Consider the following 24,821-nt stretch of genomic DNA (forward strand, 5'->3'; position numbering starts at 1 on the left):
CATGGACATGCGGACCCACTGCACGGAGTCGGGGAGGAAATCGGCATGGTGGCGCAGGGGAATTGGCGGGACGCCGAAAAAAAATATCGATATCTGAAAGACCTGAACGCGGCTGAACTCGCTTGGGAATTTCTCCGGCGCAATTCCGACTACCAAAAGGAAGTCGCGGCCTCGGATCCATTGGATGATCGAGCCGTAGCGGCGCTGAACGCGCACTGGGGGTTGCGCTTTCCCGATACCTCCGGACCTGCCCGCCACGAACGCCGACATCTTCTGGAGCCCCGCTGTCGATCCGGCCGCAATCATTCTGACGCCGATAGTCGTACCCGGCTTGATTACGGCAACGATCTCCGTCGATCCGATCAGTGCCAGATCGGCTGAGGAAGGCCTCTATCTCCGCTTCGTCCTCGCCGGTGAGCGCTTCGCTGCCATTGCGCTCGACGGCAAAGCACCTCGCGGCCCCGTAGCCGTCCTCACGCCCGTCGATCCGCTTCTTCGTGATCGCGTCGACGCGCTGTACCGCTTCCGGGACGCTCTCGTTCATCATCGGGCGGCACCTGACGATCGCCTCACCGCCCAGCGCAAGCGCCATCTCATCGAAATGCTCCGGGCGATCGATGGTCGACGGGCAGGCGCCACATATCAGGACATCGCTGAGGACGTGTTCGGCGCAGAGCGCGACATCGCGATTTCGTGGAAGTCGATGCCGCTGCGCGACGTCGTGATGCGCCGGGTACGCACCGGCTTCGACCTTGTGGCTGGCGGCTATCGCACACTGCTCCACAAGCACCGAGCCCGATGACGCCAAAGTCCGGCGTAGCTTCCCGATAGGTCGAGCCTTGCCCCCGTTCCCTCCGACTTGATGCGACGTTCGAGAGGGTGTGAATCTTTTTCGACATCTTCGCACTCCCTCGCGCCGTTCCTCCTCCGCCACCGTGATCGCCATTCGCCGCTGAACCGCAGCGGTCACCGACTACCCCACGGAGGCCTTATCCATGCGAACCAATCACGCCGCACTGCCGCCGCGCTTCCTGCGCACCAAGGAAGCTGCTCAATTTCTCAGCCTCTCCGCCCGCACCCTGGAAAAGCACCGCACCTACGGAACCGGTCCAGCGTACCGAAAACTCGGTGGCCGCGTCGTCTATTCGGTCGATGACCTCGAAGCCTGGGCGGCGCGCGGCGCCGTGACGTCCACATCGGACCCGCGCGGGCGCGTGCTGCCCGCCAAGCCCCAGACGCTCCCCGACAGTCCGCAACCCGGCCGCCACGCGCGCTGAGCGCGAGCAGGTTCGTGAATGATGGCGCGACGCCGATCCCTGTCGGAGCGTGGACAGCTCGATCTGTTTCGGGCGCTTCCAGGTGACTTCGCGCCACGAGACGCGCAGGATCTCATGGCCTATCCCTTCTTCTCTCTGTCCAAGTCCCATCGCATCGCGCCGATCGATTTCACCGCCGGCGGCGTCACGATCCGCGTCGAGGCGGTGCCGGACCACGGCATGGCGACCATCTGGGATGCGGACATCCTCATCTGGGCCGCAAGTCAGATCGTCGAAGCCCGCGACGGTGGTTTCCGCACGTCGCGCCTGATGGCGGCGACGCCCTATGAAATCCTGACCTTCGTCGGCCGCGGCACCTCGATGCGCGACTACCAGCGTCTCAAGGCCGCGCTCGACCGTCTCCAGTCCACCACCGTTTCCACCTCGATCCGTCAGCCGAGCGAAGGCCGGCGTCATCGGTTCTCCTGGATCAACGAATGGCAGGAGCGCACCGACCGCCAAGGCCGACCGGACGGCATCGAGCTGATCGTGCCGGACTGGTTCTATCGCGCCGTGCTCGACGACGGGCTCGTGCTCACCATCGACCGCGCCTATTTCGGCCTGACGGGCGGGCTCGATCGCTGGCTCTATCGCCTGGTGCGCAAGCATGGTGGTCGCCAGCGCCGTGGCTGGCGCTTCGACTTCCGCCATCTCCACCATAAATCGGGCAGCCTGTCGCCCTACAAGCGCTTCGCCTTCGAGCTGCGCCATATCATCCGCCGCCAGCCGCTGCCGGGCTACACGCTCTTTCTCGAGGTCGAGGCGGGTGGTCGCACGCTGCTCGCCTTCGAGCCGACCCCGGCCTGTGGAAAGCCTGTGGACGGCGTCGTGCTATCGGGAACCCGCACTATCGTGCCATCAGGAACCCGAGGCCCGTGCTATCGGGAACCCAAACCCGATCTAAAGCACGGAGAGAAAACGGGAAATTGCCCCCGTAACTTAGAGTCTAACAAAGAATCTAACTCTGTAGAGGGCGCGCGCGATGTGGAAAACATCGCTCAAGACCCTGTGCCAGGTGCCTCGAAAGGGCGTGGCCCGAACGCTTCCGCGACGTCCTCAGGAACACCGACGCTGCCTCTCGACGATGGCTCGGGAGGCAAGCGATGATCGTCGCCTTGCTCAACCAGAAGGGCGGCACCGGTAAAACGACGCTCGCCCTGCATCTCGCCGGTGAATGGGCACGGCGCGGGAATCGCGTCACGCTGATCGACGCCGACCCGCAAGGCTCGGCCCTCGACTGGTCCGAGCAGCGCGCCCGTGAACACCTTCCGCGCCGCTTCGGCGTCGTCGGCCTGGCGCGCGACACGCTCCATCGCGAAGCGCCGGATCTGGCGCGCAACGCCGATCATGTCGTCATCGACGGCCCGCCGCGCGTAGCCGGATTGATGCGCTCGGCCTTGCTCGCCGCCGATCTCGTTCTCATTCCCGTGCAGCCGTCGCCGCTCGATGGCTGGGCGTCGGCGGAGATGCTGGCGCTCGTCAACGAGGCGCGCATCTATCGGCCCGAACTCGTCGCCCGCTTCGTCCTCAATCGCTGCGCGGCGCGCACCGTGCTCGCACGCGACACGGCTGAGGCGCTGGCCGATCACGATCCGCCGGTTCTCTCCGCCACCGTCGGACAGCGCATCGCCTTCGCAGCCGCCGCGCAGACCGGGCGCCTCGTCTCTGAAATCGACAATGCGGCAGCGGCCGCACGCGAGATCACCGCCCTGACCGATCAGATCGTCCGCATCGTCGCCGGAAAGGCGTCGCCATGAGCGACCGTCCGAACCGCCGCGCCTTCGCCGCCAGACCCGCCGATCCCGAGCAGTGGATCAAATCCGCCGATGCCGCCTCCCGCGATGGCAGGCCATCCGGCTACACCGCGCGCCTGACCATCGACATCACGCCCGAGCTGCGCGGCCGCATCAAGATCGCTGCGTTCCAGCGCGGCGTCACGGTCGCTGACATGCTGCGCGACCTGCTCGCGCGGGAATTTCCAGAAGACGAAGGAGACCCTTCATGACCGGCACCGCGGCCCCCCGCGTTGGCGGCGGCCCGATGCCGTCCGCCGACAGCCCCGATGCGCTCACCCATGTCGAACTGACCTGGATCGAGAAGCGGATCGAATACTGGATTCGCTTCGGTCGTGCGGCCGGCAAGCGGATCATCGACCGACGCCGGCGCGTCGTGTCCTTCCGGCCCGGCGCCATTTTCGCCTTCGTGCGATGGGCGGCCAACGACTACGGCACCGTCATCTCGCGCATTGACATCGTGCGTGCCATTGAGCCCGGCGCCGCCTATCAGACGCTGCCTTTCGTCCGCCCTGGCGGCGAAATCCTTCTCAAGATCGAAGGCTGGCCCAAGGTCGAAAAGGTGCTCCAGCACATCGACGCGGTGGAAGCCGCAGGGATCGATCCCTGCAACGCCGCCCCCGATCACTGGCTTCATGTCGCGCACCGGATGAGCGCCGGCCAGGAGCCGCGCGCCTACACGCAGCAGCGCCATCAGGCATGGCTCAAGCGGCGGAAGATCGAGCAATGACTCGCGTCGGCTATGTCAAGGCGACCTGTTTCGCTGTGGTGGCCGTTGCCGCGGCTGCCCTCGTTCCGACATCGCTCAAACTCGTCTGGAACGTGTCGGCCAGCGCGCCGATCGGGCTCTATCGGATCGAGCACGTCGAACGCCTCGAAGTGCCCGATCTAGTTGCGGTGATACCGCCCGAGCCGCTCGAGGACTTCATGGTCGAGCGCGGCTATATCGGCCGCGACGTGCCCATCCTGAAGCACGTCCTCGGCCTGCCGGGACAGCGCGTGTGCCGCACCGGCCGCACCATCACGGTCGACGGAATCGCAATGGGCGAGGCGCTCGACCGAGATCGGCGCGACCGCCCGCTGCCGGTCTGGAGCGGCTGCCGCGTCGTCGCGGCCGACGAGCTCTTCCTCATGAACTGGCAAGTCCCCGACAGTCTCGACGGTCGCTACTTCGGCCCGCTTCCGGCCACGACCGTCATCGGTCGGGCCATCCCCCTCTACACCGACGAGGACGGCCAAGGCCGCTTCGTCTGGCGCGCGCCGACGCGGTGACGACGCACGCCTTCCTGCAACCTCATCGCATCCAGAAGGAGGTTTTCATGCCCCAGATCGGTCAATTCACCCGCACGCCAACCGGCTATATCGGACGTATCCGCTCCTTGTCGTTCGACTGCGAACTCACCTTTGTCAGCGCCGACAGTCCCGACAGCGAGAATGCGCCCGCCTATCGGGTTCATCTCGGCGATGAGGACGGACCCGAGGTCGGCGCCGGCTGGAAACATACCGGCGAGCGCGCCGGGACCTTCATCTCCGTCGTCCTCGATGACCCCGCCTTTCCGTTCCCCGTGCGAGCCCGGCTGTTCCAATCGGACGAGGACGGACGTGACTGGGGCCTGCACTGGACTCGCCCGAAAAAGCGCGACGAGCAGGACTGATCGATGTCCCTCATCGGTCCGTCAGCAACATTGCGGCCGTGCGGCCCCTGCGGCCGCATTGCCCTCCTTCTCCTTTCCGGCCTGGTCATCACCACCCTCGACATCGGCGGCGCATCCGCACAACCGGCACCGGCCAGACGACACGAAGTCCGCGATCCCATTGCCGCACATATTGCGGAGGCGGCGCAGCGCTTCGGCATTCCCGAACGCTGGATCGTCGCCGTCCTGGGCGCCGAAAGCGCCGGCGATACGCACGCAGTCTCACATGCCGGTGCGAGAGGCCTCATGCAGGTCATGCCCAGTACCTGGGATGCCTTGCGCGCCCGTTATCGGCTCGGTCTCGACCCATTCGATCCGCGCGACAACATCCTCGCGGGCGCGGCCTATCTGCGCGAAATGTACGACCGCTATGGCACCATCCCGGCGATGCTGGCGGCCTACAATGCGGGACCTGACCGCTATGACGAATACCTCGCCACAGGTCGACCGCTGCCCGCCGAAACACGCGCCTATGTCGATCAGCTTGCGCCAGCCCTGGGCGTTGCAACGCAGTCGGTGGATGCCCCGGCCGCACCGCCGCTGCCACCAGACTGGCGCGAAGCACCGCTGTTCGTCCCGCGCTCGAACGACCGCCGGACGGCCGCAGACCGCACCGCCGACAAGCCATCGGCGCGCAGCTCTGCTTCCGTGCCGGTGCAACGCGACGCCGAGGACTCTTCCGATCCGAAGACGATGTTCGTCGTACGGAACGCGCCGAGGGACGCTCCATGACGCCTACAATCCCTTTTCGTGCGATTTCGGGCTCTGGCGTATCATGGCGGGCGCGAGTGGGAGCGGCAGGCACCACAACCGCACGATGGCAGGATAAAAGGGCGCACATTGCGTGCCGGTCGGTCGGTTGTTTTGCTTGGATTTTCTGGCGCGTTCCGCACATTGCCGGGCCTTGGCGCAATGTGCGCGGACCGCTCAAGGGCCTGTGTCTACGTGGGTTTTCGCACATTGCGGAGCGATGCCATGGCCGATGATCGCGAGTTCCGCATCCGTCCCGGCCGCATCCGCTCGACGCGTGCACAGGCCGCGCGCCCCTTCGTCGCCCAGGCGCTCGCGGCCGCGAAGAAGGCGGGCGGAGGCGTGTCGCGCTCCGGCCGCGTCGTTTCCCGCAACCGCTCGCGCTTCGGGCACGGCCAGCGCGCCAGCATCCAGGCCAACCGGCTCATCACGGCGCGCTCGCGCGGCGCGGTGATCAAGGCGCGTGTGGTCCGGCATTCCGCGCGCGCCGCGCCGCTCGGCACGCATCTCGATTATCTGCGCCGCGACGGCGTGACCCGCGATGGCGAGAAGGCGCGGCTGTTCGGGCCGGGAGAGGAGGATGCGGATGGACGCGCCTTCGCCGAGCGCTGCGAGGACGACCGCCACCATTTCCGCTTCATCGTCTCGCCCGACGACGCGTTGGAAATGTCTGACCTCAAATCCTTCACCCGCGACCTGGTTGGCCAGATGGAGAAGGATCTCGGCACTGAGATCGATTGGGTGGCCGTCGATCACTGGAACACGGAACATCCGCATGTCCATCTGATCGTGCGCGGTGTGCGCGAAGACGGCCAGGACCTCGTCATCTCGCGCGACTATATCAAGGAGGGCATGCGCGATCGGGCGCGCGACCTGATCACCCAGGAGCTCGGACCGCGCACCGACCTCGATATCCGGCGCAGCCTAGAGAACCAGATCGCCTCCGAGCGCTGGACGCAGCTCGATCGCCAGCTCGTTCGCGACAGCCGGCGCACCGGCATCATCGACCTCGCGCCGACACCGGGCGAGCAGCCCGACGAATTCCACGCGCTCAAGGTCGGGCGGCTGCGCAAGCTGGAGACGCTCGGCCTGGCCGAGCAGGTCGGCCCCGGCCAATGGATGATCGACGACAAGGCCGAGGCGACGCTGCGCGAACTTGGCGAACGCGGCGACATCATCAGGCGCATGCACCGGGCGCTGACCGAGCGCGGCATCGGGCGCGGATCGGCGGATTACGTGCTGGCCGCCGAAAGTCTCGACACGCCGATCGTCGGCCGCCTGGTCGAACGTGGACTCGACGACGAACTGAAGGGCACGGCCTATGCCGTGGTCGACGGCGTCGACGGGCGGACCCATCATATCAAGCTCGCCAATCTCGACGCCGCCGGCGACAGCGCGCCGGGCTCGATCGTCGAGCTGCGCGCCTATGACGATTCCCGCGGACAGCGCCGGGTCGCGCTCGCGGTGCGTTCCGATTTCGACATCGAACGGCAGGTGACCGCATCGGGCGCGACCTGGCTCGATCGGCAAAACATCGCGCGCGATCCCGCAGCTCTGTCGGAAGGCGGGTTCGGCGCCGAAGTCCACGATGCCCTGGACCGGCGTGCAGTTCGCCTGATCGAGCAAGGCTTCGCCGAACGGCAGGGCCGGCGGATCATCTTCAGTCGCAATCTCCTCAACGCGCTCCGCCGGCGCGAAGTGGACACACTCGGCGAGAAGCTCGCGGCTCAGACCGGCCAGCCCTTCCAGCGTGCGACCAACGGCGAGTACGTCGCCGGCGCATACCGCCAGCGTTTCACGCTCGCCTCCGGCCGCTTCGCGATGATCGAGGATGGTCTCGGCTTCCAGCTTGTTCCCTGGACGCCCTCTCTCGAAAAGCACCTTGGTCGCCATGTTTCCGGCGTCGCGCGCGGCGACGGCGGCGTCGACTGGAGATTCGGACGCAAGCGGGGCCTGGGTCGGTGACGCCTCCGCTAGAAGCCCTCCGATTTCTAACCGGCGGCCGCCGTTTCTGCGACGAGCGGAGAATAAGCTTGAGAGCGGCAGGCATGGCCCGCAGCGTGCAGATATTTGCGCGGAACATAGACCATGTCGGGAACGAAAATTCTCTGGGGCCAGATCCTTATCGTCTTCACGATTGTCCTCGCCACCACCTGGACGGCGACGCAATGGACGGCCTGGCGCCTCGGCTTCCAGTCCCAGCTCGGCCAACCCTGGTTCGAGATCGGCGGCTGGCCGGTCTACTATCCGCCATCCTTCTTCTGGTGGTGGTACTTCTACGATGCCTATGCCCCGCCTATCTTCATCGAGGGCGCGATCATCGCTGCCTCTGGCGGCTTCATCGCGATCGCGGTGGCGATCCTGATGTCCGTCTGGCGGGCGCGCGAGGCACAGAGTGTCGATACCTACGGGTCGGCGCGCTGGGCGCGGCCCAATGAGGTCAAGGCGGCCGGCCTGCTCGGACCCGATGGCGTCGTTCTCGGCAAGCTCCATGACCATTATCTGCGCCATGAAGGACCGGAACATGTCCTGTGCTTCGCGCCGACCCGTTCGGGCAAGGGTGTCGGTCTGGTCGTCCCGTCGTTGCTGACCTGGCCCGGCTCCGCCATCGTCCATGACATCAAGGGCGAGAACTGGCAGCTCACCGCCGGCTTCCGCGCTCGATACGGGCGAGTGTTGCTGTTCGATCTGACCAATCCGAATTCGTCGGCATACAATCCGCTTCTGGAAGTCCGGCGTGGCGAATGGGAGGTCCGCGACGTCCAGAATATCGCCGATATCCTCGTTGATCCGGAAGGCTCCCTCGAAAAGCGCAATCACTGGGAAAAGACCAGCCACGCGCTGCTGGTCGGTGCCATCCTCCACGTCCTCTATGCCGAGAAGGATAAGACGCTCGCCGGCGTCGCCGCCTTCCTCTCCGATCCGAAACGCCCAATCGAGTCGACGCTCGCTGCGATGATGAAGACGGCGCATCTGGGCGAATCCGGCCCACATCCGGTCATCGCCAGCGCCGCGCGCGAACTCTTGAACAAGTCGGACAACGAACGCTCCGGTGTGCTCTCCACCGCCATGTCCTTCCTCGGCCTCTACCGCGACCCTGTCGTTGCAACGGTGACGCGCCGCTGCGACTGGCGCATTGCCGATCTCGTCGGCGGCAAGCATCCGACGACGCTCTACCTTGTCGTGCCTCCCTCCGATATCAACCGCACAAAGCCGCTGATCCGCCTGATCCTCAATCAGGTAGGTCGGCGATTGACCGAGGACCTGCACGCCAAGTCAGGACGGCACAGATTGTTGCTGATGCTGGACGAGTTTCCGGCGCTCGGCCGCCTCGACTTCTTCGAGAGCGCGCTCGCTTTCATGGCGGGCTACGGGCTCAAGAGCTTTCTCATCGCCCAGTCGCTCAACCAGATCGAGAAGGCCTACGGGCCGAACAACTCCATCCTCGACAACTGCCATGTGCGCGTGAGCTTCGCGACCAATGACGAGCGCACGGCCAAGCGAGTTTCCGACGCGCTCGGCACTGCGACCGAGATGCGGGCGATGAAGAACTACGCCGGGCACAGACTCTCGCCCTGGCTTGGCCACCTGATGGTGTCGCGGCAGGAAACCGCGCGACCACTGCTCACGCCCGGCGAGGTCATGCAGCTTCCGCCAGCCGACGAGATTGTCATGGTCGCCGGGACACCGCCTATTCGAGCGAAGAAGGTCCGCTACTTCGAGGACGGACGTTTCCAAGAACGCATCCTGCCGCCGCCGTCGAACACCAAACCCGTGCATACGAAGGCTGATGACTGGACGAGTCTGCCATTGCCGGCGAGCCCGTTGGAAACCGCTCACATGTCTGCCAGCGCTGCATCGGAGGAGGACGCGACCGATTCAGAACAGCGCCGCCGGCCTGAGTTGAGCCGTACCAAACCCGTCGAGAAGAAGGCCCCGCTTGAAAACGAGTTTGAGATTGATCCCGCCGATGACGCCCAAGAGGAGACTGCGCGCACGAGCGGGATGAACCGCATGATGCAGCGTATGGCGCGGCAGATCTCACTGGACCCTAACGACGGCATGGAGCTCTAAGCTATGTCCAGCCGCAAGAAGAAGACGCAGATCTCCGTCTATATCGACCCGGACATCATGACGATGCTGGCGGACTATGCCGCCCGTCGCGAGCAATCGCAGTCCATGATCGCTGAAGCCGCGATCGCCTCCTTCCTGTCGCCGGATGACGCTGAAAGGCGCGAGGCCGCGATCGCCAAACGCCTCGACCAGCTCGACCGCCGCATGAACCGCTTGGAGCGCGATATCGGGATTTCTGTCGAGACCCTTGCCATCTTCGTCCGGTTCTGGCTCGCGACGACACCGGCTTTGCCGGAGCCGGCTGCACAGGCCGCGCGTGCCAAAGCCGGCGAGCGCTATGAGGCGTTCATTACCGCTCTCGGCCGGCGCCTCGCCAAAGGGCCGAAGCTCAGACAGGAGGTTTCCGAGGATGTCAGCGGTTCAGCCGGTCAATAGCGCCGATGCTGGCATAGCGATGGCTTAGTTCGAATCTCGCACGGTCCGCCAAACACCGCCGATTGCTGTACAAATTTCCCATTATCTCCTAACTTTCAACATGAGAATCGAGCGTTTCCGGTGCGATTGAAACTGAGATTCATGCACCCTCCGGCACTTCCTAAGAGCCGCGGCTCTTTCACCCGGCGCAGCAGGACAGTTTCGCCACATCCTTTACAAAGCCCTGCGCGGCAAGTTTCAGCCCTTCCACCGTGGTGAGGTAAGGAAAGATCGCCTCGCTCAGCTCCTTCGTGGTCATTCCGAACTTGATCGCCAGCACCATGGTCTGGATGCAGTCCGCGCCTTCCGGCGCCAGGATTTGCGCGCCGAGCAGGCGATCGGTCTCAGCGTCCGCAACCAGCTTGATGAGCCCACGCGTGTCACGCGCTGCAAGCGCCCGCGGCACCTGGTCAAGGGGAGCAATCGAGGTCTTGGTCTCGAAGCCCGCGACTCTTGCCGCGGCGTTGCTCAAGCCCACACCTGCGACCTGCGGATCGGTGAATACGACCCAGGGCATGGCGGTGTTGTCATAGGCGAGACTGTCGCCATTGAGCGCGTTAAGCGCGGCGAGCTTTGCGCCGTAAGCCGCCATGTAGACGAACTGGTCGCGGCCGGTGACGTCGCCCGCCGCATAGATACCAGACTTCGAGGTGCGCATACGGTCATCGACGACGATGCCGCCATTCGGGGAAAGCTTCACCCCCGCTTCCTCAAGCCCGAGACCGGCCGAATTGGGCCTGCGGCCGGTCGCGACGAGAACATGTTGCGCCGTGAGAGATTCCGGACGGCCCTCGCGCTCGATGGTCAGTTCGACGCCATTCTCAACAGTTTCGATGGCCCGATAGGAGAGCCCGGTCAGAACCGAGATCCCGTCGTCTGTTAGATACCGGGTCAATGATTCGGAGATTTCCGGCTCGGCCTCGGGCAACAGGCGGGAGCGGGTGACGAGGGTGACCTTCGTTCCCGCCCGCGCGAACATCTGCGCCAGTTCGCAGCCGATATAGCCGCCGCCAATGACCACCACCGACGCGGGCTGATCGGTCAGCTCCAGGGCAGTGGTGCTGGTGAGATAAGGAACATCCGCGATGCCGGGAATGTCCGGTAGACCCGGCGCAGACCCCGTCGCCACGATGATCTTGTCCGCCGCGATGGCAGCGCCGTTGACGACAACGCCTCGGCCGCTCAAGCGCGCCGCGCCTTCGAGATAGGCAACGCCGTTATATTCGGGCAGCAGGTCGATATATTTCTTCTGGCGAAGCGTCGTCACCAGATCATCCTTAGCCCCGATCAGCCGGCCCCAGTTTACGACATTCGCCTCGCCCGTAAGACCGGGAAAGCGGCCGGCTGCGCGGGCGCCGTGCAGCGCTTCCGCCGCGCGGATCATGGTCTTGGATGGCACGCAGCCGACATTAACGCAGGTGCCGCCGATCAGTCCATGTCCGATGAGGGCGACATTCGCGCCTTGTTCGGCTGCCGTGATGGCGGCGGAGAAGCCGGCCGAACCAGCACCAATGACGGCGAGGTCATAGCCATTCTTACCTTTGTCGTTCGTCAAGCAGCAATCGGACATGTCAGGCACTTTCCTTATTGGGATGAGCCTCGCTTGAGCAGCACGCAGCAGCGCGCTGCCGCCGCCACAGGCCGTAGGCGGTTACGCTGAGGAAGATTGCGAGAGCGGGGAAAAGCACATAGTCGATCCAGCCTAGCCAAGCGGAAAGGCCGACAGCCCCAAGCAGAATGACGAGCGCAGGCGTAAAGCAGCAGACTGCGGCGATAATCGAGCCGGCGACACCGGTCTTGAGGATGATTGTGTCTTTCACCGGACTCAGCCTCTCACCAGCGCCGGGTATCCGGCATTGGCTGAAGCGGCGGCGATGGCCTCGGTCGTCGTCTTGGCCGGATCGAACACCACGGTCGCCGTCCTGGCATCGAAATCAACCGTCACAGACTTGACGCCTGCAACGCCCTCCATCGCCTTTCTGACCGTGACGGGGCAGAGCGCACAGGTCATGCCCGGCACGTCGAAGGTGGCGATCCGTTCGGCCTCCGCGGCTCGCGCGGCCGAAACGGCGACCGGCGCGGGGAGCGAAGCGACAAGGGCAAGGCTGGACCCGCCGATAGCCAGCACTCCCGCCGCGGCGATGAGAAGTCGTTTCATGTCGGTTCTCCTAATAGAAAAACGGCGCCCACCAGTTGATCGTCAGCGCCAGCACGACCAGCACGGTCGAAAGCCAGAGGGCGGACTTGGTGATCAGGGCGGATTCGGGACGGGCGCAATAGGATCCGTCCTCGCAGACCGGCTGGACCTTGAAATAGATCTGCCGGAACCCGAGGCCGATGAAGACGAGCGCCACGCCGGCGAAGATCGGCTTGTAGGGCTCGAGCGCGGTAAGGTTGCCGATCCACGCGCCCGATACGCCGAGCATCAGCAGTAGGAGCGGCGCAATGCAGCAGGTCGAAGCCAGGATGGCGCCGACGACACCGCCGGCGGCAAACCAACCCTTCTTCCGATCCGGCACTTGCGTCGGCTCGTCCAGCGCCACGGCTTCGATTTTTGTCTCGCTCATGCGGTTCGCCCTCGAATTTCAGTCGAAAGCAAGCTACAGTCTGTAGCAACTACAGACTCAAGGAGAAATTCGAGCCATGGCCGATCACGTTTCCGGGAAGCGATTGCAGCGCGCCGAACTGGCAAGGCGCACGGGCTGCAACCTCGAAACCATTCGCTATTACGAGAAGATCGGCATGATGCCCGACCCGCCGCGCACGGCGTCCGGCTACCGCGTCTATGACGAAGCCCATGTGTCCCGGCTGCGTTTCATCCTGCGCGCCCGCGAGCTCGGCTTTTCCATCGAGCATATCCGTGGCCTGCTCGATCTCGTCGATGGCGGCACGCAGACCTGCGCCGAGGTGAAGGAGCGGACCGAGCGGCACCTCGCCGATGTCCGGGCCAAGATCGCCGACCTCAAGCGGATTGAGAAGGTGCTGGCGGCGACCGCCGCACAATGTTCCGGCGAGGACGTACCGGATTGCCCGGTCCTGGAGGCGCTGGCATCATGATGGCGACACTCACAATCTATATCGGCGCAGCGCTGGCGGAAATTGCCGGCTGCTTCGCCTTCTGGGCCTGGCTACGTCTGGACCGCTCGCCGCTCTGGCTCGTTCCCGGCATGGCCAGCCTTGCTCTCTTTGCCTGGCTGCTGACGCGCATCGACAGCGATTTCGCGGGCCGCGCCTACGCTGCCTATGGCGGCATTTACATCGCGGCTTCACTGTTCTGGCTTTGGGCGGCGGAATCCCAACGCCCTGACCGCTGGGACGTGAGCGGTGCTGCGGTTTGTCTGGTCGGCGCCGCTATCATTCTATGGGGGCCGCGATCCATTTGATGGATGGAAACCGTATCGATAAGCAATGCAGCCAGTCGGCCGAATTCATGACTTTCCAGACTGGCAGGTCCCGATCAGATCGCGATAGGCATCGATCAGCGGACGATTGCTTGCGGTAGGATTCGCTTCGCAGTCCAATTTCTCGAGCGCGGAGAGCAGGAATTCGGCTATGTCCGGCCGGTCTTGCTGGCAGGCACATCTGAATACGCGTAGGATATCCCGCTCCAATGTTTCGGTTTTCGGGATCATCACAGCTACCTCCCTATAGAGGACAAGCCTGCGCCTTCCAGCGCAGGGAAGGTCAAATCACAGTCTCTTCAACGAGCGTCGAACTCAGCCGATCGAAGATAGCACCGGAAACGTCTCCAGCAGCCAGAAGGCGAAGGACGACAGATAACCCGTCATCATGGCGACACCCATCGCGATCATGACGACTCCAGCCAATACTCGCAGACTGCGTCCGAGGCGCCCGAATGCCTTCAACCTGGCGGACAGCGTGTTGGTGAACAGCGCGGCAAGCAGGAACGGCACACCGAGGCCCAGTGAATAGATCGTGAGCAGCGCAATACCGTCGGCGAGCGTCGCCGACGCGGCGCCGACCGTCAGGATGGCACCGAGGATCGGACCGATGCACGGTGTCCAGCCAAAGGCGAAGGCTAGACCGAGGACATAGGCCGAGACGGTTCGTCCGCCGGGCAGATCGAGGTGGAAGCGTGCCTCGCGCATCATCCATGCCGGGCGGATCGTTCCGAGCATGAACAGCCCGAACAGCGTGACGATTCCACCCCCGACGATGTTCAACTCGAACCGGTAGCTGAGCAGCAATTGGCCAAGCGCCGAGGCGCTGGCTCCGAGGATCACGAAAACCGTGGTGAAGCCGAGCACGAAGCAGAGGCTGAGACCGAGCGTCGTGCTTCGGGCGACAACGATCTCACCGGACGGCGAAGCAAAGGTCGATCGGCCGGCGACATAGGAAACATATCCCGGCACCAGCGGCAGCACGCAGGGCGACAGGAACGAGATAATGCCGGCCACGAACGCGCTGAGGATACCGATATTGGAGAGTTCAGGCATTTGGACAAACTTTCAGATGCGGCTCCGGCTTCATCAATTCAGACCCTTCCGGGCCTGGTCGATCAGCCGCTGCATGGTCTGCAGGTCGGTAGCGCCGCGCAGGATCTCGTCTCCGATGACGAAGCCCGGTGTTCCGTTGATCCGCAGCGCCCGGGCGAGCGCGAGATTGCGCTCGATCTCGGCGTCGATGGCGGGATCCTGCATGTCGGTCCGGAGTTGTCCGACATTGAGGCCGATCTCTTCAGCGACAGCGATGACCTGCGCTTCGTCGGCGGAACCCGACACCTGCATCATCGCCTTGTGGAACTGCGGGTAGAGGTTCTGCCTTCGGGCCGCGAGCGCTGCCCTTGCCGCGAACACGGAATTCGGACCCAGAATGGGAAACTCCTTGTAGACGATCCGCAATTGGGGATCGTCTTCTTCGGCCGCCACCATCGCCGGCGCGACCTGTCGGCAATAGGGGCAATTGTAGTCGAAGAACTCGACCAGGGTCACGTCGCCTTGCGGATTTCCGCCGACCGGGCTTTCGGGGCTGTTGAGCAGTTCGTCACTGTGCGCGGCAAGGGCCGCCTGCGATTCAGTCTGTTCCGCCTGCCGTTGCTTGCGTTCGAGGTTCTGCATGGCCTCGACGATGACTTCCGGGTTGGCGACAAGATAGTCGCGCACCCGCCGCTCGAAAGCATCCTGCGGCAGGCTCTCCGACGCGGTTGTGGGTTGCCGGCCTGCCCTGAACCCTGGATCGAGCAGATACCAGGCGCCTGCCGCGATGATCAGCAGCAGGGGCAGGAGGAGAAAGCCGAGGCGCCGACCCGTGAAATTCAAATGGTGCATGTTTCTGTTCTCCCGCCGTTCAGAACCAGCCTGTCAGCCATTCCCACCACCCCTTTTCGGCAGGCGGCTTTGGCGCATGCGCGTTGTTGATGAGCTGGTTGATGTAGAGGGTCAGATTTGTCTTGCTGAAATCGGAACCATGGAAAATACCGGCATGCCGCCCGTTGCGGTCGATGACATGCGCCATCGGCAGCTCCTGCCCGCGGCTACTCAGCGCGGTAAAGCGATCCGCGGCGGCAGTTGTCTCGTCGTCCGATGGGATCACCAGCCGCCAGTTCGCCTCGTTCCACGGAGCCTCGATCGAGGCATCTGCGTCGTGAACGGTTACGAACGTGACCATTTCCTTCATGGGCGAAACATTCACCTGTCCTTGCACGCCTGCGAGAACAGCCTGCTGTTCGACGCATGGACCGCCACAGTCCGTTGGCACAAAGCTCAGCACGATGATCTGATCATGGAGATCGCCGAGGCGCAGGACGCTGCCGCCTGGTTCTTCGACATCCAGATTGGGCGTGGAAGGGCGATCCGCGACCTCGAAGGCCGGTTCCTGTTCGGCCATCACCTCGTCGATGCGCTCACCTGGATGGTTTGCAAATGCCGGCTGTGCGACCAGCAGGAGGGCTAGGATCAGCGAGCGCTTCATTCTGCGATCTCCTGTGGCCCCTCGGCAGCTATTCCGAGCACGGAGACGTCTACCGTGATCTCTCCGGCCTTTTCGAAGTTGAGCGTCATCGGAAACGCCGTGCCCTCGCTGAGTTTGTCTTGCAGCCCCATCAGCATCAGGTGCATGCCGCCGGGCGCGTGCGTGACCTGCTCGCCCGCCGGCAACTCAAGCGTTTCGATGTGTTTCATGCGGCTTACGTCGCCGTCCTTCTCGACTGCGTGAATCATGACTTGGCCGGCGACAGGCGTGGTCACATCGAGGAGCCGATCTTCCGCGGCACTCTCGATGGTGACATAGGCGGCGCCGGGACGGGAGGCGAGGACGCAGGCCCGCGCCCACGCATCGAAGACGCGGACGCTCTCCTGCGCAAGTGCCGGCGATACGATCGCCCAAACCGCGACGCTCGCTGCAATCAGTGTTCTCATCATTGTTTGCCGTCCATTTTTGAAAGGACATTGGGTGACCAGTCCGCGGAGGAAATGGCCGCCATCAGTCTTCCTCGAAAGGCCCTGCCCAAGCGCGGCCCATCGCGATATGGCCCCTCGATTTTCTGGGCACGTCGCGATGCCAGGCTGTGACCGGCCCACCCTCCGGGATGGAGGGCGGGCCGGGATTGGGCGGTTTAGCCGTTCGTCGCTGGGGCGCCGTTGTTGTCGGGCGATTTCTCACGCCACTGCTCGTTGGGCCGTCCGGAGCCGTCATGGCTCATGGACTGCATCATCCTGTTGCAGCCCTCCATCATCTCGCTCATCTGGCCCATCATGTTCATCATGCCCATCATGCCGGAGCCCATCATGGCGTCGCCGGACTCCTCTGAGTCATGGGCGTAGAGCGCGGGTGCAACCGCGAGGCTCGCGATAACGGCGGAAGCAATGGCAAGCGCTTTGATCGATTTACGCATCGGTCGGTCTCTTTTCCTTGGAGGGTTGCGGTTCGGGGCTTGCAAGAAGGGCGGCGTCGCCGCTCATGGGAGCCGCGCGGTCAGGCGATGCGTCGAGAGCAACGGCCTGCGTGACTGGCTTTGCGTCCTCGATCTCCGCTGCGTCGGAGTTACTCGCGGCGGTCGAGCAGGACTTGCCGCCTGATCGGTTCATGCACAGACCGAGCGCGCACATGGCGAGGCAGGGCAACACGCTGATCAGGATCGGCGCGATGCCGGCAGCGGCCAACCAGCTCCAGTTCAACGCCAGGCCCATCGCGATCGCCAGTCCGGCGAGCACGAGCAGACCGCGTCGGCTGCCGAGGTAATAGCGAAGGGCATAGAGCAGGTCGCGACCCAGCGAGCCGTCTTGAGATTGTGACTGTTGTGTATCTGCCATGGAGGCTTCCTTCTCAGTTTGACGTCAGATGGTTTTTGAGAAATGCGATCATCTCGGGCGTGTCCCACTCGGCCGGACCGACAAGCCTTCCCAATTCTCGGCCCTCGCTGTCGATCAGAAGCGTCGTCGGCAGTCCTGGCGCCTGGAGGTCGAACGAAGCCCGCATGGAGGCGTCGATGTAGAGGCCAAGATGCTCAATGCCGATTTCGGCGTAGAACTTCCGAACCACCTCCGCCCCGGCCCGGTCGACCGAGAGCGGCACCACCTCGAAGCCAGGGCCACCGAGGTCCGCTTCAAGTGCATCGAGCGTCGGCATCTCCTCGCGGCAGGGCACGCACCACGTCGCCCAGATGTTGAGCAACACGGTCTTGCCCCGCAAATCGGCCAGCGTAAGAGCCTCACCGTTCCCGTCCTCAAACGTGATTTCGGGGAGCGGCCGCGGCGCCTCGTGCATCACGAAGGAGCGGGGCGAGGCCGTCTCAGCCTTTGCTCCGCCTTGAGGCGCACGCACTGGCGTGCCCCCGCTGAAATAGATCACGCCAACGATCGCCACCAGAGCGAGCGTGCCTGCCGCCAGAAATGCGATCGTGCGCCGACCCCGCAGGAGGTTCCTCATCGGCCGTCTCCCAGGGTGCTATCGCCTTCCGCCTGACGGCGCAGTTCCCCCACGAGCGGCAGGATGGTGCCGGTGAGTGTCGCTTCGCTCACCGGGCCTATATGCTTGTAGGCAACACGTCCGTCGGCGCCGATGACGAACGTCTCGGGCACGCCGTAGACGCCCCAATCGATCGCCACGCGTCCGCTGATGTCGGCTCCGGTGCGCGTGTAGGGATCGCCAAGGCTGTCCAGCCATTGCGCCGCATCGTCCGGCTGATCCTTGTAGTTGAGGCCGTGCAGCGGCACGGTGCCTTGCGCCGCAAGCTTCATGAACAGGGGGTGCTCCTCCCGGCAGGCAACGCACCAGGACGCGAAAACATTGACCAGCGAGACCTCGCCCTTGAGATCGGTGCTCGATAGGCCAAGGGTCCGACCCTTGACCGGCGGCAGCGCGAACTCGGGCACCGCCTTGCCGATCAGCGTGGACGGGAGTGTGCTCGGATCGCGGGTTAATCCCCAGGCCAGCACCACGGCAAGCATTGCGGCGAGAGCAAGCGGCAGGAAGGCCAGGACATTGCGGCGGCGCATTGGGGCCGTGGGGTATTCATCAGCCCTGCTCATGAGCCGTCCCCGTCACTGGCCGTTATTCGAGCCTGGACGTCCCGCTGGCGCTCGGGCCATGTGCTCTTGATAAAGGCGAGCACGGCGGTGATGTCCTCGTCGCTTAGGATGTCCCCGAAGGCGAGCATGTCGCTCTCATAGCCCGGGACGACGCCGCCGACGCCGAGCTTGGTGATGGCGAACAGGTCCTGGTCCGAGTGGTGCCAGGTGTGACCGCTTTCATCGTGCGGCGGCGCCGGCATGCGGCCGTTCTCCAGCCTGCGCTTCCAGTCCGGTTGGCCTTCAAGGTTTGCGCCGTGGCAGGAGGCACAGTTTTGCGCATAGATCTCCTTGCCACGGACAATTTGCAGGCGCGTCACTGGCTGGCCAAGAAAGGTCACGTCCTCCGCTCGCACATTCCCACCCTGCGCTTGCGCAAACGCGGCGATGGCTGCCAGGGCCGAGACAGCGATAGCGGAAAGGAAGATCGCGTTGCGTCTCATTGCGGGCCCCGCAGATATTTCACCAGCGCGACGAGGCCGAGGATCAGGACAGCGAGGACCAGAAGCGCCACGAGACCACCGCCGACCATCATCACTCCCATCATGGTCCCATCCATCATCGTTCCACCCATGGGATCACTCCTCGGAGTAGACGGTGACGCCGTTCTCACCGAAGGCGTAGGTCTTAAGCGTGCCGGTTTTTGCCGGCGCCATCCCGGGCGCATTACCAGGCATACCGGGCAGCGTGATCCCGGTGATATCCGGTCGTTCACTGACCAGCCGCTCGATGATCTCGACGGGCACGAGGCCGCTCACGACATAGCCGTCGATCTCGGCCAGGTGGCACCCGATACCCCGCTCGGGAACGCCCATGTCAACCGAGCGCTTGTCGAAATCGCGATCGTCGACGCGCGTCACCGTATAGCCGTTGCCCTCCAGATAGTCGGCATAGGCATCGCAGCACCCGCAGCCCGGATCGCGCCAGATCGTGATCGCCTTGTTGCCCGAGGCTGCCGCGACGGCGGAACCGTGAGGCGAGTTCGCCGAACCCAGCGACCAGTAGGCGATACCGGCAGCGGCAACCACGGCGACCACGGCTATGGCAATTGTTTTCTTATTCATCACATTCTCCGTTATGCCCGCGCGAGCGCGGTCCAGTTCGCGCCGCCATCGCGGCTCTCAATGAGGCCATCGCCGGTGACGGCGACGACATGATCGGCATTGGCGGGGGGAACAGCGACGGCCAGCGCGCTTGTGCTCAACCGTTGCGACCACACCACTCCGGCGTCCTGCGATTCCCAGATGCCCGAAGGCAAAGCGGCGTAAAGCCGAGTGGGTTGTGAAGCCGCACTGACCAACGCGTTGATCGTCTCGCCTTCGGGAAGGGGCGCCTCAGACGGAGCAGGTTTCCCCGAGACAAGCGCGTCCATCGCATCGCCCGGCTGCACGTCCTGCCAGCGGCAGAAGCAATCGGGCACGCGGGTGAGACCGGTTTCCGTCCCGGCATAGATCCAGATGCCGCCCATGCCTGTGGCGAGATCGACCGAGGCCAATGCCGTCAGGTCGCGCTCGGCGTCTGCAAGCCACGGCCGATCCATTGCGAGGCCCCATGATCGACCGGCATCCTCGCTTTTCCATAGGCCATCACCGCGGATGGCCGCATAGATGGTATCCGGTTCAGCCGCTGCCACGGTGACCGCCGTGACCGGGGCGTAGGGCAAGCCCTGGCTTCTCGCCTCCCATCGGTGTCCGCCATCTTCGGAGATGGCGACGCCGCCGCCCGCAAGACCCGCCGCTATCCGGCCGGGGCGGCCCGGATGCGTCGCAAGCGAGAGGATGCTGCCTACCGCCGGAGCGGAAAGCTCTTTCCAGCCTCCAGCGCCATCGCGGCGGGACAGAATGTCTTTAGCGAGGATCAACGCATCGCCATCGAAGGCGATTGCGGGACCGGTTGCTCCGGGTGCGGCGCGAAGCCTGACCGGCAGGCCGATCAGCCCGACGCCCGCCGCCATCGCGCCGAGGAAGGCGCGTCTGGAAAGACGCGTGGAATGTCTGGCCGTGGTCGTCATGTTGGTGCCTTTCATGCTCAGCGCGCCTCGCAGCTTTCCGTAACGAGATGATCGAGGTCGGCGAGGCTGGAGAAAATCACCGAGAAGCGGTCACCACCCATGCCGGCTCCAAGGATCAAGGCGACGCCAGACGGCGGGCCGGTCTCGACACTGTCGATCTTGAGCCGGATGTTCTTCTCCCAATAGGGCGTCTCGCGGCCGTCATCTGTGGTAATGAAATAGCTGTCGCCGCAATGGCGGATCGCCGTGACACGCATTTCAGGCGGCGGATCGCCGATCGGCTCCGGCGCTCCGGCCCGCAGCCAGCCTGCCGGGATAAGACCTTCGTCGACGACCTTCCTGCCGCCGCCGGGCTGGCCGGCGATTTCAAGAAATGCGACGAGGTCTGCGCGCGCCTGAGGATCGTCGATCCCGCGGAACATCATGTAGGTGCCGGGGATCATGCCCATTGGGTCTTTCAGCCAGCCGTCGAGCGCCGCGGCGTTCCAGGAGAAGCCCGCGTCCTTCAGTCCGGGCGAAAAGCGCACGAACCCCTCGGCCGTGCCTGCCATGCGTCCCATGAAGCCGTCGAGGCTCGGGCCGCTGAGGTGCAGGCTGGGCTCGAGGGCGTGACAGGCGACGCAGGCGCGATAGGCCTGCGCACCGCGTCTGGCGTCTCCTTCGGCAAATGCGTCCACACCGAACGACAGCAAAGTCAGTGCGGCGAGGGCGAGAACGCTCCGGCTCATATCCGCTCCCCCTTCCCGGAAACGCGGATCACCCCCATCATCCCGGCGGCCTGATGCTCGAGGATGTGACAGTGGAACATCCAGTCGCCCGGATTGTCGGCGACGAAGGCGATCTCGACCTTCTCGCGCGGCGCCATCAGCACCGTGTCCTGCCACTCGCGGTGCGCCGTCGGCTGCCCGTTCCGCGACAGGACGCGGAAGGAGTGTCCGTGCAGGTGGATGGGGTGATGCCAAGCCGTCGCGTTGGTCATTGTCAGGACGCAGGTGCGGCCGCGCGGGAGCGTCAGCAGCGGATCCATGACATGGCCGGTGGCGGCCTTACCGTTGATGAACCAGATGCCCTGGCCATGCATCATGTTCATCATGTTGCCCATCATGCCGCCGGACGCCCCGTCCCCCATGCTGCCGCCCATTTCGGCCATGACCATCTGGCCCATCATGCCGCCGTTAAACGTGACCTCGTGGCGGATCGCGTCGCGCAGGTCCGGCTCGGCAAGCGGATTGGCCGGCAGTTCCACCGGCCAGTCCGGAGCACCTTCCCTCAGGGCCGTTTCCGCATAGGCGAGTTCGACCAGGCGGTACTCCAGCCCCTGGTAGAACCGGTCCACCACAGTGGTCCGGTTTCCCGGCCGGTCGGTCATGTCAAGGATCATATCCATCCGCATGGCCGGACCGAGCGTGACGAGCCCGTCCGCCGGCGCATGGGGCGTGACCGGCTGTCCGTCGAGAGCGATCACGACCGGCTCGAGCCCGGAGAAATCGAGTCCGAAGATGCGGGCATTGGCAGCATTGATCAGACGCAGCCGGATGCGTTCGCCCGCGCGAACCGCAATGCTCTCCGGCACCCGGCCATTGATGGTGACCGTGTTGCCGACGCGGCCGTTGTGCATCAGGTCATGCCGGTTGCCGAAATCGTCGCTGATCGCAACGGCCTGGGTCAGCCGCCAGTCGTCCAGTACCCAGGTCAATTCGCGGTCGACACGAACAGGTGCTGCTTCCTCGATGATCAGGGGGCCGTAGAGACCACGCCCCACCTGCACCGTGCTGTTCTGATGCGGGTGATACCAGAAGGTGCCGGCATCAACGGCGTCGAACTCGTAGGTGAAGCTCTCGCCCGGCGCGATCGGCACCTGTGTCAGATGCGGCACGCCATCCATGGCGTTGGGCGTGCGCACGCCGTGCCAGTGGACGGTTGTTTCCTCATCAATACCGTTGTCGATCACGACGCGCATACGATCGCCCTGACGGACGCGGATTTCCGGGCCGGGCACCGCATCGTTGTAGGCCCAGACCGGCGTTTCTCCGTAAGGCTCCGGAACGAGATGCGTTCTTCCCGGTGCCGCCCTCAACCGGAACTCCTTGACGGAAGCGGCCCGAGCGTTCCGGAGTCCGGAAACCGGAAGCACCGTACTGGCTGCAAGAGCCGCGGCGGATGTGAGAAAAGCCCGACGCGTTGGCGTCGGCAGATACAAGACCATGATGTCCAACCATCCTGAGAGGGCGCTTGAGTCCGCAGCGCGCTAACCGCGCGAAGCGAAGCGGGGTCACGGGCGGCCAGGTTGACCGCGCATGATTTCAGGCGCCGCGAACCGGAGGAACTCCGGGCGGCGTCAACTCAGAATGGTGGATCGTGGGGGGTAAGGGTCCGGCGGTCCGGTGCGCCCGGTCACGCTCTGGAGAACCTGGCTTTCGGAAGTCGTCTCAGCCCCGGGCAGGCTTGGCTGGCCCGACGGCACGACAGCCAGGATCGGCGATACGCAGACATTGTCGCACGGAGGCATGTTGTCGTTACCGTCCGAGCAATCCTGGCAGTCGCCCATGTCCGCGCCATCGATCACGGCAAGCGTCATCTTCGCGCTCATGGTGGCGGCATTCGCGGCATGCATGACCGTTCCCGCCGCGAAAGCAGCGAGCATCATGATCATGAAAATGCGAACATACCTTGCCATACTTTATAGAATACCCCGGATATTGCGTGCTGTCGATGTGCGTTCCGTCGCAGATCCTGCACGGCCTCCACCCGGTGCAGATGATGCAAACGTCATTTAGGCGAACTTTAGAATGCTATAGCGTAGCCGTAGTTCTCATCCGGTTCCTGCATGGCCCGCCGTAACCAGTCGGCAAAGGAAACCGCCGCCGTTCTCCTGTCTTTGCACGCCACACTACGACGACGCTAATTCCTTGTTGAATCGGCCCTAAATCAGGCCCTTTTAATCATCCCCGCATGGGGACCATCTGGTTTGTCCCCGTCGAAATCGGGGATCAGATGGCGGCTTCGCATCACAATTCGGAACGTATCGCACGCGGCGCGCGAATGTTGCGCACCGCGCTCGGTCCGGCCATCGCCCGCTTTCTCGAAGACGCAGGCGTCGTCGAGGTGATGCTGAACCCGGATGGGCGGCTTTGGATCGACCGCCTCTCCGAAGGCCTGTCCGATACGGGTGAACGCCTGGCGCCGGAGGATGGCGAGCGGATCATCCGCCTCGTCGCCCATCATGTCGGCGCGGAGGTCCATACCGGGAGCCCGCGCGTTTCGGCAGAGCTGCCCGGGACAGGAGAGCGGTTCGAGGGGCTTCTGCCTCCGGTCGTTGCGGCGCCAGCCTTCGCGATCCGCAAGCCCGCCGTCGCGGTGTTCACCCTCGACGACTACGTCACGACCGGGATCATGACGGCCGAACAGGCCACCGCGTTGCGCGACGGAGTCGCGGCCCGAGCCAACATCCTCGTCGCCGGCGGCACCTCCACAGGCAAAACGACGCTGACCAATGCACTCCTCGCCGAGGTCGCGAAGACCTCCGATCGCGTCGTCATCATCGAGGACACACGCGAGTTGCAATGTGCCGCGCCGAATCTTGTTGCTATGCGGACGAAGGACGGCGTGGCCTCTCTCTCCGATCTCGTCCGCTCCTCATTGCGCCTGCGTCCCGACCGCATTCCCATCGGCGAGGTCCGTGGTAGCGAGGCGCTTGATCTCCTGAAGGCCTGGGGCACCGGCCATCCGGGCGGTGTGGGCACGATCCATGCGGGCTCGGCCCTCGGTGCGCTGCGCCGTCTCGAACAGCTCATCCAAGAAGCCGTCGTCACCGTTCCGCGCGCGCTGATCGCCGAGACCATCGATCTCGTGGCGGTGCTGTCAGGCCGTGGCACGGCCCGCCGTCTTTCCGAACTCGTTCGCGTGGAAGGCCTCGGGCCGGATGGCGATTACCGCGTCGTGACAACCGTCGTCGCGCCCGGTGCATCTCTTCTCACACCAGCCGCAAAGGAAAGTCCACATGCACCAGACCCTGCGTAACGCCTACCATCGCCTGGCTGCGGCGGCTTCGGTCGCGCTCATCGCCCTGATGACCACGCCTACCGCTTGTATGAATTCCACTCATCGGGCCGTCTCCTGGTAGGATGTTTGGCCTGATAGCCGGGAGAGGGTCGCCGCGTTGCGCTCGAAGGATGATCTTC

36 protein-coding genes are annotated in these 24,821 nt (G+C 64.4%); 16 read left to right on the plus strand and 20 right to left on the minus strand.

The window, feature by feature from the left end; genetic code table 11:
* Positions 1-45 precede the first annotated feature (45 nt).
* The 13 genes from CMO28_RS01795 (at position 46) to CMO28_RS01855 (ending at position 10,062) form a co-directional block, all read left to right on the plus strand.
* The gene (locus CMO28_RS01795; protein WP_296708681.1) at positions 46-381 is read left to right on the plus strand and encodes a transcriptional regulator domain-containing protein; all 336 of its coding nucleotides are present in this window, start codon (positions 46-48) and stop codon (positions 379-381) included.
* Entirely contained in the window at positions 332-802 is a 471-nt protein-coding gene (locus CMO28_RS01800) for a DUF2285 domain-containing protein (protein WP_296708684.1), read from the plus strand. Before CMO28_RS01795 ends, CMO28_RS01800 begins: the two co-directional genes overlap by 50 nt.
* 193 nt (positions 803-995) lie before the next feature.
* The gene (locus tag CMO28_RS01805) at positions 996-1,277 is read left to right on the plus strand and encodes a helix-turn-helix transcriptional regulator (protein WP_173189750.1); all 282 of its coding nucleotides are present in this window, start codon (positions 996-998) and stop codon (positions 1,275-1,277) included.
* Positions 1,278-1,295: 18 nt separating this feature from the next.
* A complete protein-coding gene (locus CMO28_RS01810; RefSeq protein ID WP_296708691.1) occupies positions 1,296-2,423 on the plus strand; it encodes a replication initiator protein A in 1,128 nt (375 codons plus the stop codon).
* Positions 2,420-3,073 (plus strand): ParA family partition ATPase, encoded by a 654-nt coding sequence (gene parA, locus CMO28_RS01815; protein WP_296708695.1) that lies wholly within the window; start codon positions 2,420-2,422, stop codon positions 3,071-3,073. The genes CMO28_RS01810 and parA overlap by 4 nt, the downstream gene beginning before the upstream one ends.
* On the plus strand, positions 3,070-3,321 hold the full coding sequence (locus CMO28_RS01820; RefSeq protein WP_296708697.1) for a hypothetical protein: 252 nt from the start codon (positions 3,070-3,072) through the stop codon (positions 3,319-3,321). The genes parA and CMO28_RS01820 overlap by 4 nt, the downstream gene beginning before the upstream one ends.
* Positions 3,318-3,839, plus strand: a complete 522-nt coding sequence (locus tag CMO28_RS01825; protein ID WP_296708700.1) for a DUF2840 domain-containing protein — start codon at positions 3,318-3,320, stop codon at positions 3,837-3,839. The genes CMO28_RS01820 and CMO28_RS01825 overlap by 4 nt, the downstream gene beginning before the upstream one ends.
* The gene (locus CMO28_RS01830; RefSeq protein ID WP_296708702.1) at positions 3,836-4,381 is read left to right on the plus strand and encodes a S26 family signal peptidase; all 546 of its coding nucleotides are present in this window, start codon (positions 3,836-3,838) and stop codon (positions 4,379-4,381) included. The genes CMO28_RS01825 and CMO28_RS01830 overlap by 4 nt, the downstream gene beginning before the upstream one ends.
* A 47-nt stretch (positions 4,382-4,428) precedes the next feature.
* On the plus strand, positions 4,429-4,764 hold the full coding sequence (locus CMO28_RS01835; protein WP_296708705.1) for a DUF736 domain-containing protein: 336 nt from the start codon (positions 4,429-4,431) through the stop codon (positions 4,762-4,764).
* A gap of 3 nt (positions 4,765-4,767) precedes the next feature.
* A complete protein-coding gene (locus tag CMO28_RS01840; RefSeq protein WP_296708707.1) occupies positions 4,768-5,535 on the plus strand; it encodes a lytic transglycosylase domain-containing protein in 768 nt (255 codons plus the stop codon).
* Positions 5,536-5,778: 243 nt separating this feature from the next.
* On the plus strand, positions 5,779-7,518 hold the full coding sequence (locus CMO28_RS01845; protein WP_296708708.1) for a relaxase/mobilization nuclease domain-containing protein: 1,740 nt from the start codon (positions 5,779-5,781) through the stop codon (positions 7,516-7,518).
* 123 nt (positions 7,519-7,641) lie between these two features.
* Positions 7,642-9,627 carry a conjugal transfer protein TraG gene (locus CMO28_RS01850; RefSeq protein WP_296708711.1) on the plus strand — a complete coding sequence of 662 codons (1,986 nt, stop codon included), beginning with the start codon at positions 7,642-7,644 and terminating at the stop codon, positions 9,625-9,627.
* A gap of 3 nt (positions 9,628-9,630) precedes the next feature.
* Positions 9,631-10,062, plus strand: coding sequence for a CopG family transcriptional regulator (locus CMO28_RS01855; RefSeq protein ID WP_296708714.1), 432 nt, complete (start codon positions 9,631-9,633; stop codon positions 10,060-10,062).
* Between the two features lie 178 nt (positions 10,063-10,240).
* Here CMO28_RS01855 and merA read toward each other — a convergent pair whose 3' ends face one another.
* From merA to CMO28_RS01875, 4 genes are read right to left on the minus strand one after another with little or no spacing between them, the layout of a single operon-like run.
* Complete coding sequence (gene merA / locus CMO28_RS01860) at positions 10,241-11,671, minus strand: mercury(II) reductase (protein ID WP_296708717.1); 1,431 nt, start codon at positions 11,669-11,671, stop codon at positions 10,241-10,243.
* Position 11,672: 1 nt separating this feature from the next.
* Positions 11,673-11,921, minus strand: coding sequence for a mercury resistance system transport protein MerF (gene merF / locus CMO28_RS01865; RefSeq protein ID WP_296708718.1), 249 nt, complete (start codon positions 11,919-11,921; stop codon positions 11,673-11,675).
* 5 nt (positions 11,922-11,926) lie between these two features.
* Positions 11,927-12,259 (minus strand): heavy-metal-associated domain-containing protein, encoded by a 333-nt coding sequence (locus tag CMO28_RS01870; protein ID WP_296708721.1) that lies wholly within the window; start codon positions 12,257-12,259, stop codon positions 11,927-11,929.
* 10 nt (positions 12,260-12,269) lie between these two features.
* Entirely contained in the window at positions 12,270-12,668 is a 399-nt protein-coding gene (locus CMO28_RS01875) for a mercuric transporter MerT family protein (RefSeq protein WP_296708724.1), read from the minus strand.
* A gap of 76 nt (positions 12,669-12,744) precedes the next feature.
* Here CMO28_RS01875 and CMO28_RS01880 point away from each other — a divergent pair, with 76 nt between their 5' ends.
* Together CMO28_RS01880 and CMO28_RS01885 are read left to right on the plus strand one after the other, a co-directional pair.
* On the plus strand, positions 12,745-13,158 hold the full coding sequence (locus CMO28_RS01880; protein WP_296708727.1) for a MerR family transcriptional regulator: 414 nt from the start codon (positions 12,745-12,747) through the stop codon (positions 13,156-13,158).
* Positions 13,158-13,484: a YnfA family protein gene (locus tag CMO28_RS01885; protein WP_296708770.1), complete on the plus strand. Its 327-nt coding sequence runs from the start codon at positions 13,158-13,160 to the stop codon at positions 13,482-13,484. Before CMO28_RS01880 ends, CMO28_RS01885 begins: the two co-directional genes overlap by 1 nt.
* Positions 13,485-13,529: 45 nt before the next feature.
* Here CMO28_RS01885 and CMO28_RS01890 read toward each other — a convergent pair whose 3' ends face one another.
* From CMO28_RS01890 to CMO28_RS01965, 16 genes are all read right to left on the minus strand, one after another.
* Positions 13,530-13,733 carry a hypothetical protein gene (locus CMO28_RS01890; RefSeq protein WP_296708729.1) on the minus strand — a complete coding sequence of 68 codons (204 nt, stop codon included), beginning with the start codon at positions 13,731-13,733 and terminating at the stop codon, positions 13,530-13,532.
* Between the two features lie 84 nt (positions 13,734-13,817).
* On the minus strand, positions 13,818-14,558 hold the full coding sequence (locus CMO28_RS01895; RefSeq protein ID WP_296708732.1) for a cytochrome c biogenesis CcdA family protein: 741 nt from the start codon (positions 14,556-14,558) through the stop codon (positions 13,818-13,820).
* Positions 14,559-14,591: 33 nt separating this feature from the next.
* Complete coding sequence (locus tag CMO28_RS01900; protein ID WP_296708735.1) at positions 14,592-15,389, minus strand: DsbA family protein; 798 nt, start codon at positions 15,387-15,389, stop codon at positions 14,592-14,594.
* Between the two features lie 19 nt (positions 15,390-15,408).
* On the minus strand, positions 15,409-16,032 hold the full coding sequence (locus CMO28_RS01905) for a hypothetical protein (RefSeq protein WP_296708738.1): 624 nt from the start codon (positions 16,030-16,032) through the stop codon (positions 15,409-15,411).
* On the minus strand, positions 16,029-16,481 hold the full coding sequence (locus tag CMO28_RS01910) for a copper chaperone PCu(A)C (protein WP_296708741.1): 453 nt from the start codon (positions 16,479-16,481) through the stop codon (positions 16,029-16,031). The genes CMO28_RS01905 and CMO28_RS01910 overlap by 4 nt, the downstream gene beginning before the upstream one ends.
* Before the next feature lie 194 nt (positions 16,482-16,675).
* On the minus strand, positions 16,676-16,954 hold the full coding sequence (locus CMO28_RS01915; protein WP_296708744.1) for a hypothetical protein: 279 nt from the start codon (positions 16,952-16,954) through the stop codon (positions 16,676-16,678).
* Positions 16,947-17,372, minus strand: a complete 426-nt coding sequence (locus tag CMO28_RS01920) for a hypothetical protein (RefSeq protein WP_296708746.1) — start codon at positions 17,370-17,372, stop codon at positions 16,947-16,949. The genes CMO28_RS01915 and CMO28_RS01920 overlap by 8 nt, the downstream gene beginning before the upstream one ends.
* A gap of 13 nt (positions 17,373-17,385) precedes the next feature.
* Positions 17,386-17,988, minus strand: a complete 603-nt coding sequence (locus CMO28_RS01925) for a TlpA family protein disulfide reductase (protein ID WP_296708749.1) — start codon at positions 17,986-17,988, stop codon at positions 17,386-17,388.
* On the minus strand, positions 17,985-18,590 hold the full coding sequence (locus tag CMO28_RS01930) for a DsbE family thiol:disulfide interchange protein (RefSeq protein ID WP_296708752.1): 606 nt from the start codon (positions 18,588-18,590) through the stop codon (positions 17,985-17,987). Before CMO28_RS01930 ends, CMO28_RS01925 begins: the two co-directional genes overlap by 4 nt.
* Positions 18,587-19,072: a c-type cytochrome gene (locus CMO28_RS01935; RefSeq protein WP_296708754.1), complete on the minus strand. Its 486-nt coding sequence runs from the start codon at positions 19,070-19,072 to the stop codon at positions 18,587-18,589. The genes CMO28_RS01930 and CMO28_RS01935 overlap by 4 nt, the downstream gene beginning before the upstream one ends.
* Positions 19,069-19,203 (minus strand): hypothetical protein, encoded by a 135-nt coding sequence (locus CMO28_RS01940; RefSeq protein WP_296708756.1) that lies wholly within the window; start codon positions 19,201-19,203, stop codon positions 19,069-19,071. Before CMO28_RS01940 ends, CMO28_RS01935 begins: the two co-directional genes overlap by 4 nt.
* Positions 19,204-19,207: 4 nt before the next feature.
* Positions 19,208-19,693: a DUF411 domain-containing protein gene (locus CMO28_RS01945; protein WP_296708758.1), complete on the minus strand. Its 486-nt coding sequence runs from the start codon at positions 19,691-19,693 to the stop codon at positions 19,208-19,210.
* An 11-nt stretch (positions 19,694-19,704) separates the two neighbouring features.
* On the minus strand, positions 19,705-20,655 hold the full coding sequence (locus CMO28_RS01950) for a WD40/YVTN/BNR-like repeat-containing protein (protein ID WP_296708760.1): 951 nt from the start codon (positions 20,653-20,655) through the stop codon (positions 19,705-19,707).
* A gap of 2 nt (positions 20,656-20,657) precedes the next feature.
* Positions 20,658-21,368: a c-type cytochrome gene (locus CMO28_RS01955; protein ID WP_296708762.1), complete on the minus strand. Its 711-nt coding sequence runs from the start codon at positions 21,366-21,368 to the stop codon at positions 20,658-20,660.
* Positions 21,365-22,846 carry a multicopper oxidase family protein gene (locus CMO28_RS01960; RefSeq protein WP_296708766.1) on the minus strand — a complete coding sequence of 494 codons (1,482 nt, stop codon included), beginning with the start codon at positions 22,844-22,846 and terminating at the stop codon, positions 21,365-21,367. The genes CMO28_RS01955 and CMO28_RS01960 overlap by 4 nt, the downstream gene beginning before the upstream one ends.
* A gap of 132 nt (positions 22,847-22,978) precedes the next feature.
* Positions 22,979-23,293: a hypothetical protein gene (locus CMO28_RS01965; protein ID WP_296708769.1), complete on the minus strand. Its 315-nt coding sequence runs from the start codon at positions 23,291-23,293 to the stop codon at positions 22,979-22,981.
* 341 nt (positions 23,294-23,634) lie between these two features.
* On the opposite strand from CMO28_RS01965, the gene trbB reads away from it, so the two are divergent.
* Positions 23,635-24,660 (plus strand): P-type conjugative transfer ATPase TrbB, encoded by a 1,026-nt coding sequence (trbB, locus tag CMO28_RS01970; RefSeq protein WP_296708772.1) that lies wholly within the window; start codon positions 23,635-23,637, stop codon positions 24,658-24,660.
* Positions 24,661-24,821: the final 161 nt, after the last annotated feature.

Origin of the sequence: Tistrella sp. (assembly GCF_002684955.1) — a bacterium.
Lineage (GTDB): Bacteria > Pseudomonadota > Alphaproteobacteria > Tistrellales > Tistrellaceae > Tistrella > Tistrella mobilis.

Bases quoted from the DNA above. Each gene is read 5' to 3' on its own strand.
- CMO28_RS01935 (WP_296708754.1), bottom strand. From the start codon at position 19,072: ATGAGACGCAACGCGATCTTCCTTTCCGCTATCGCTGTCTCGGCCCTG.
- CMO28_RS01945 (WP_296708758.1), bottom strand. From the start codon at position 19,693: ATGAATAAGAAAACAATTGCCATAGCCGTGGTCGCCGTGGTTGCCGCT.
- parA (WP_296708695.1), top strand. From the start codon at position 2,420: ATGATCGTCGCCTTGCTCAACCAGAAGGGCGGCACCGGTAAAACGACG.
- CMO28_RS01965 (WP_296708769.1), bottom strand. From the start codon at position 23,293: ATGATCATGATGCTCGCTGCTTTCGCGGCGGGAACGGTCATGCATGCC.
- merA (WP_296708717.1), bottom strand. From the start codon at position 11,671: ATGTCCGATTGCTGCTTGACGAACGACAAAGGTAAGAATGGCTATGAC.
- CMO28_RS01925 (WP_296708749.1), bottom strand. From the start codon at position 17,988: ATGAGGAACCTCCTGCGGGGTCGGCGCACGATCGCATTTCTGGCGGCA.
- trbB (WP_296708772.1), top strand. From the start codon at position 23,635: ATGGCGGCTTCGCATCACAATTCGGAACGTATCGCACGCGGCGCGCGA.
- CMO28_RS01890 (WP_296708729.1), bottom strand. From the start codon at position 13,733: ATGATCCCGAAAACCGAAACATTGGAGCGGGATATCCTACGCGTATTC.
- CMO28_RS01915 (WP_296708744.1), bottom strand. From the start codon at position 16,954: ATGCGTAAATCGATCAAAGCGCTTGCCATTGCTTCCGCCGTTATCGCG.
- CMO28_RS01850 (WP_296708711.1), top strand. From the start codon at position 7,642: ATGTCGGGAACGAAAATTCTCTGGGGCCAGATCCTTATCGTCTTCACG.
- CMO28_RS01885 (WP_296708770.1), top strand. From the start codon at position 13,158: ATGGCGACACTCACAATCTATATCGGCGCAGCGCTGGCGGAAATTGCC.
- CMO28_RS01895 (WP_296708732.1), bottom strand. From the start codon at position 14,558: ATGCCTGAACTCTCCAATATCGGTATCCTCAGCGCGTTCGTGGCCGGC.
- CMO28_RS01950 (WP_296708760.1), bottom strand. From the start codon at position 20,655: ATGAAAGGCACCAACATGACGACCACGGCCAGACATTCCACGCGTCTT.
- CMO28_RS01905 (WP_296708738.1), bottom strand. From the start codon at position 16,032: ATGAAGCGCTCGCTGATCCTAGCCCTCCTGCTGGTCGCACAGCCGGCA.
- CMO28_RS01830 (WP_296708702.1), top strand. From the start codon at position 3,836: ATGACTCGCGTCGGCTATGTCAAGGCGACCTGTTTCGCTGTGGTGGCC.
- CMO28_RS01820 (WP_296708697.1), top strand. From the start codon at position 3,070: ATGAGCGACCGTCCGAACCGCCGCGCCTTCGCCGCCAGACCCGCCGAT.
- CMO28_RS01880 (WP_296708727.1), top strand. From the start codon at position 12,745: ATGGCCGATCACGTTTCCGGGAAGCGATTGCAGCGCGCCGAACTGGCA.
- CMO28_RS01910 (WP_296708741.1), bottom strand. From the start codon at position 16,481: ATGATGAGAACACTGATTGCAGCGAGCGTCGCGGTTTGGGCGATCGTA.
- CMO28_RS01870 (WP_296708721.1), bottom strand. From the start codon at position 12,259: ATGAAACGACTTCTCATCGCCGCGGCGGGAGTGCTGGCTATCGGCGGG.
- CMO28_RS01940 (WP_296708756.1), bottom strand. From the start codon at position 19,203: ATGGGTGGAACGATGATGGATGGGACCATGATGGGAGTGATGATGGTC.
- CMO28_RS01920 (WP_296708746.1), bottom strand. From the start codon at position 17,372: ATGGCAGATACACAACAGTCACAATCTCAAGACGGCTCGCTGGGTCGC.
- CMO28_RS01930 (WP_296708752.1), bottom strand. From the start codon at position 18,590: ATGAGCAGGGCTGATGAATACCCCACGGCCCCAATGCGCCGCCGCAAT.
- CMO28_RS01875 (WP_296708724.1), bottom strand. From the start codon at position 12,668: ATGAGCGAGACAAAAATCGAAGCCGTGGCGCTGGACGAGCCGACGCAA.
- CMO28_RS01825 (WP_296708700.1), top strand. From the start codon at position 3,318: ATGACCGGCACCGCGGCCCCCCGCGTTGGCGGCGGCCCGATGCCGTCC.
- CMO28_RS01955 (WP_296708762.1), bottom strand. From the start codon at position 21,368: ATGAGCCGGAGCGTTCTCGCCCTCGCCGCACTGACTTTGCTGTCGTTC.
- CMO28_RS01960 (WP_296708766.1), bottom strand. From the start codon at position 22,846: ATGGTCTTGTATCTGCCGACGCCAACGCGTCGGGCTTTTCTCACATCC.
- CMO28_RS01805 (WP_173189750.1), top strand. From the start codon at position 996: ATGCGAACCAATCACGCCGCACTGCCGCCGCGCTTCCTGCGCACCAAG.
- CMO28_RS01840 (WP_296708707.1), top strand. From the start codon at position 4,768: ATGTCCCTCATCGGTCCGTCAGCAACATTGCGGCCGTGCGGCCCCTGC.
- CMO28_RS01795 (WP_296708681.1), top strand. From the start codon at position 46: ATGGTGGCGCAGGGGAATTGGCGGGACGCCGAAAAAAAATATCGATAT.
- CMO28_RS01810 (WP_296708691.1), top strand. From the start codon at position 1,296: ATGATGGCGCGACGCCGATCCCTGTCGGAGCGTGGACAGCTCGATCTG.
- CMO28_RS01855 (WP_296708714.1), top strand. From the start codon at position 9,631: ATGTCCAGCCGCAAGAAGAAGACGCAGATCTCCGTCTATATCGACCCG.
- CMO28_RS01900 (WP_296708735.1), bottom strand. From the start codon at position 15,389: ATGCACCATTTGAATTTCACGGGTCGGCGCCTCGGCTTTCTCCTCCTG.
- CMO28_RS01835 (WP_296708705.1), top strand. From the start codon at position 4,429: ATGCCCCAGATCGGTCAATTCACCCGCACGCCAACCGGCTATATCGGA.
- CMO28_RS01845 (WP_296708708.1), top strand. From the start codon at position 5,779: ATGGCCGATGATCGCGAGTTCCGCATCCGTCCCGGCCGCATCCGCTCG.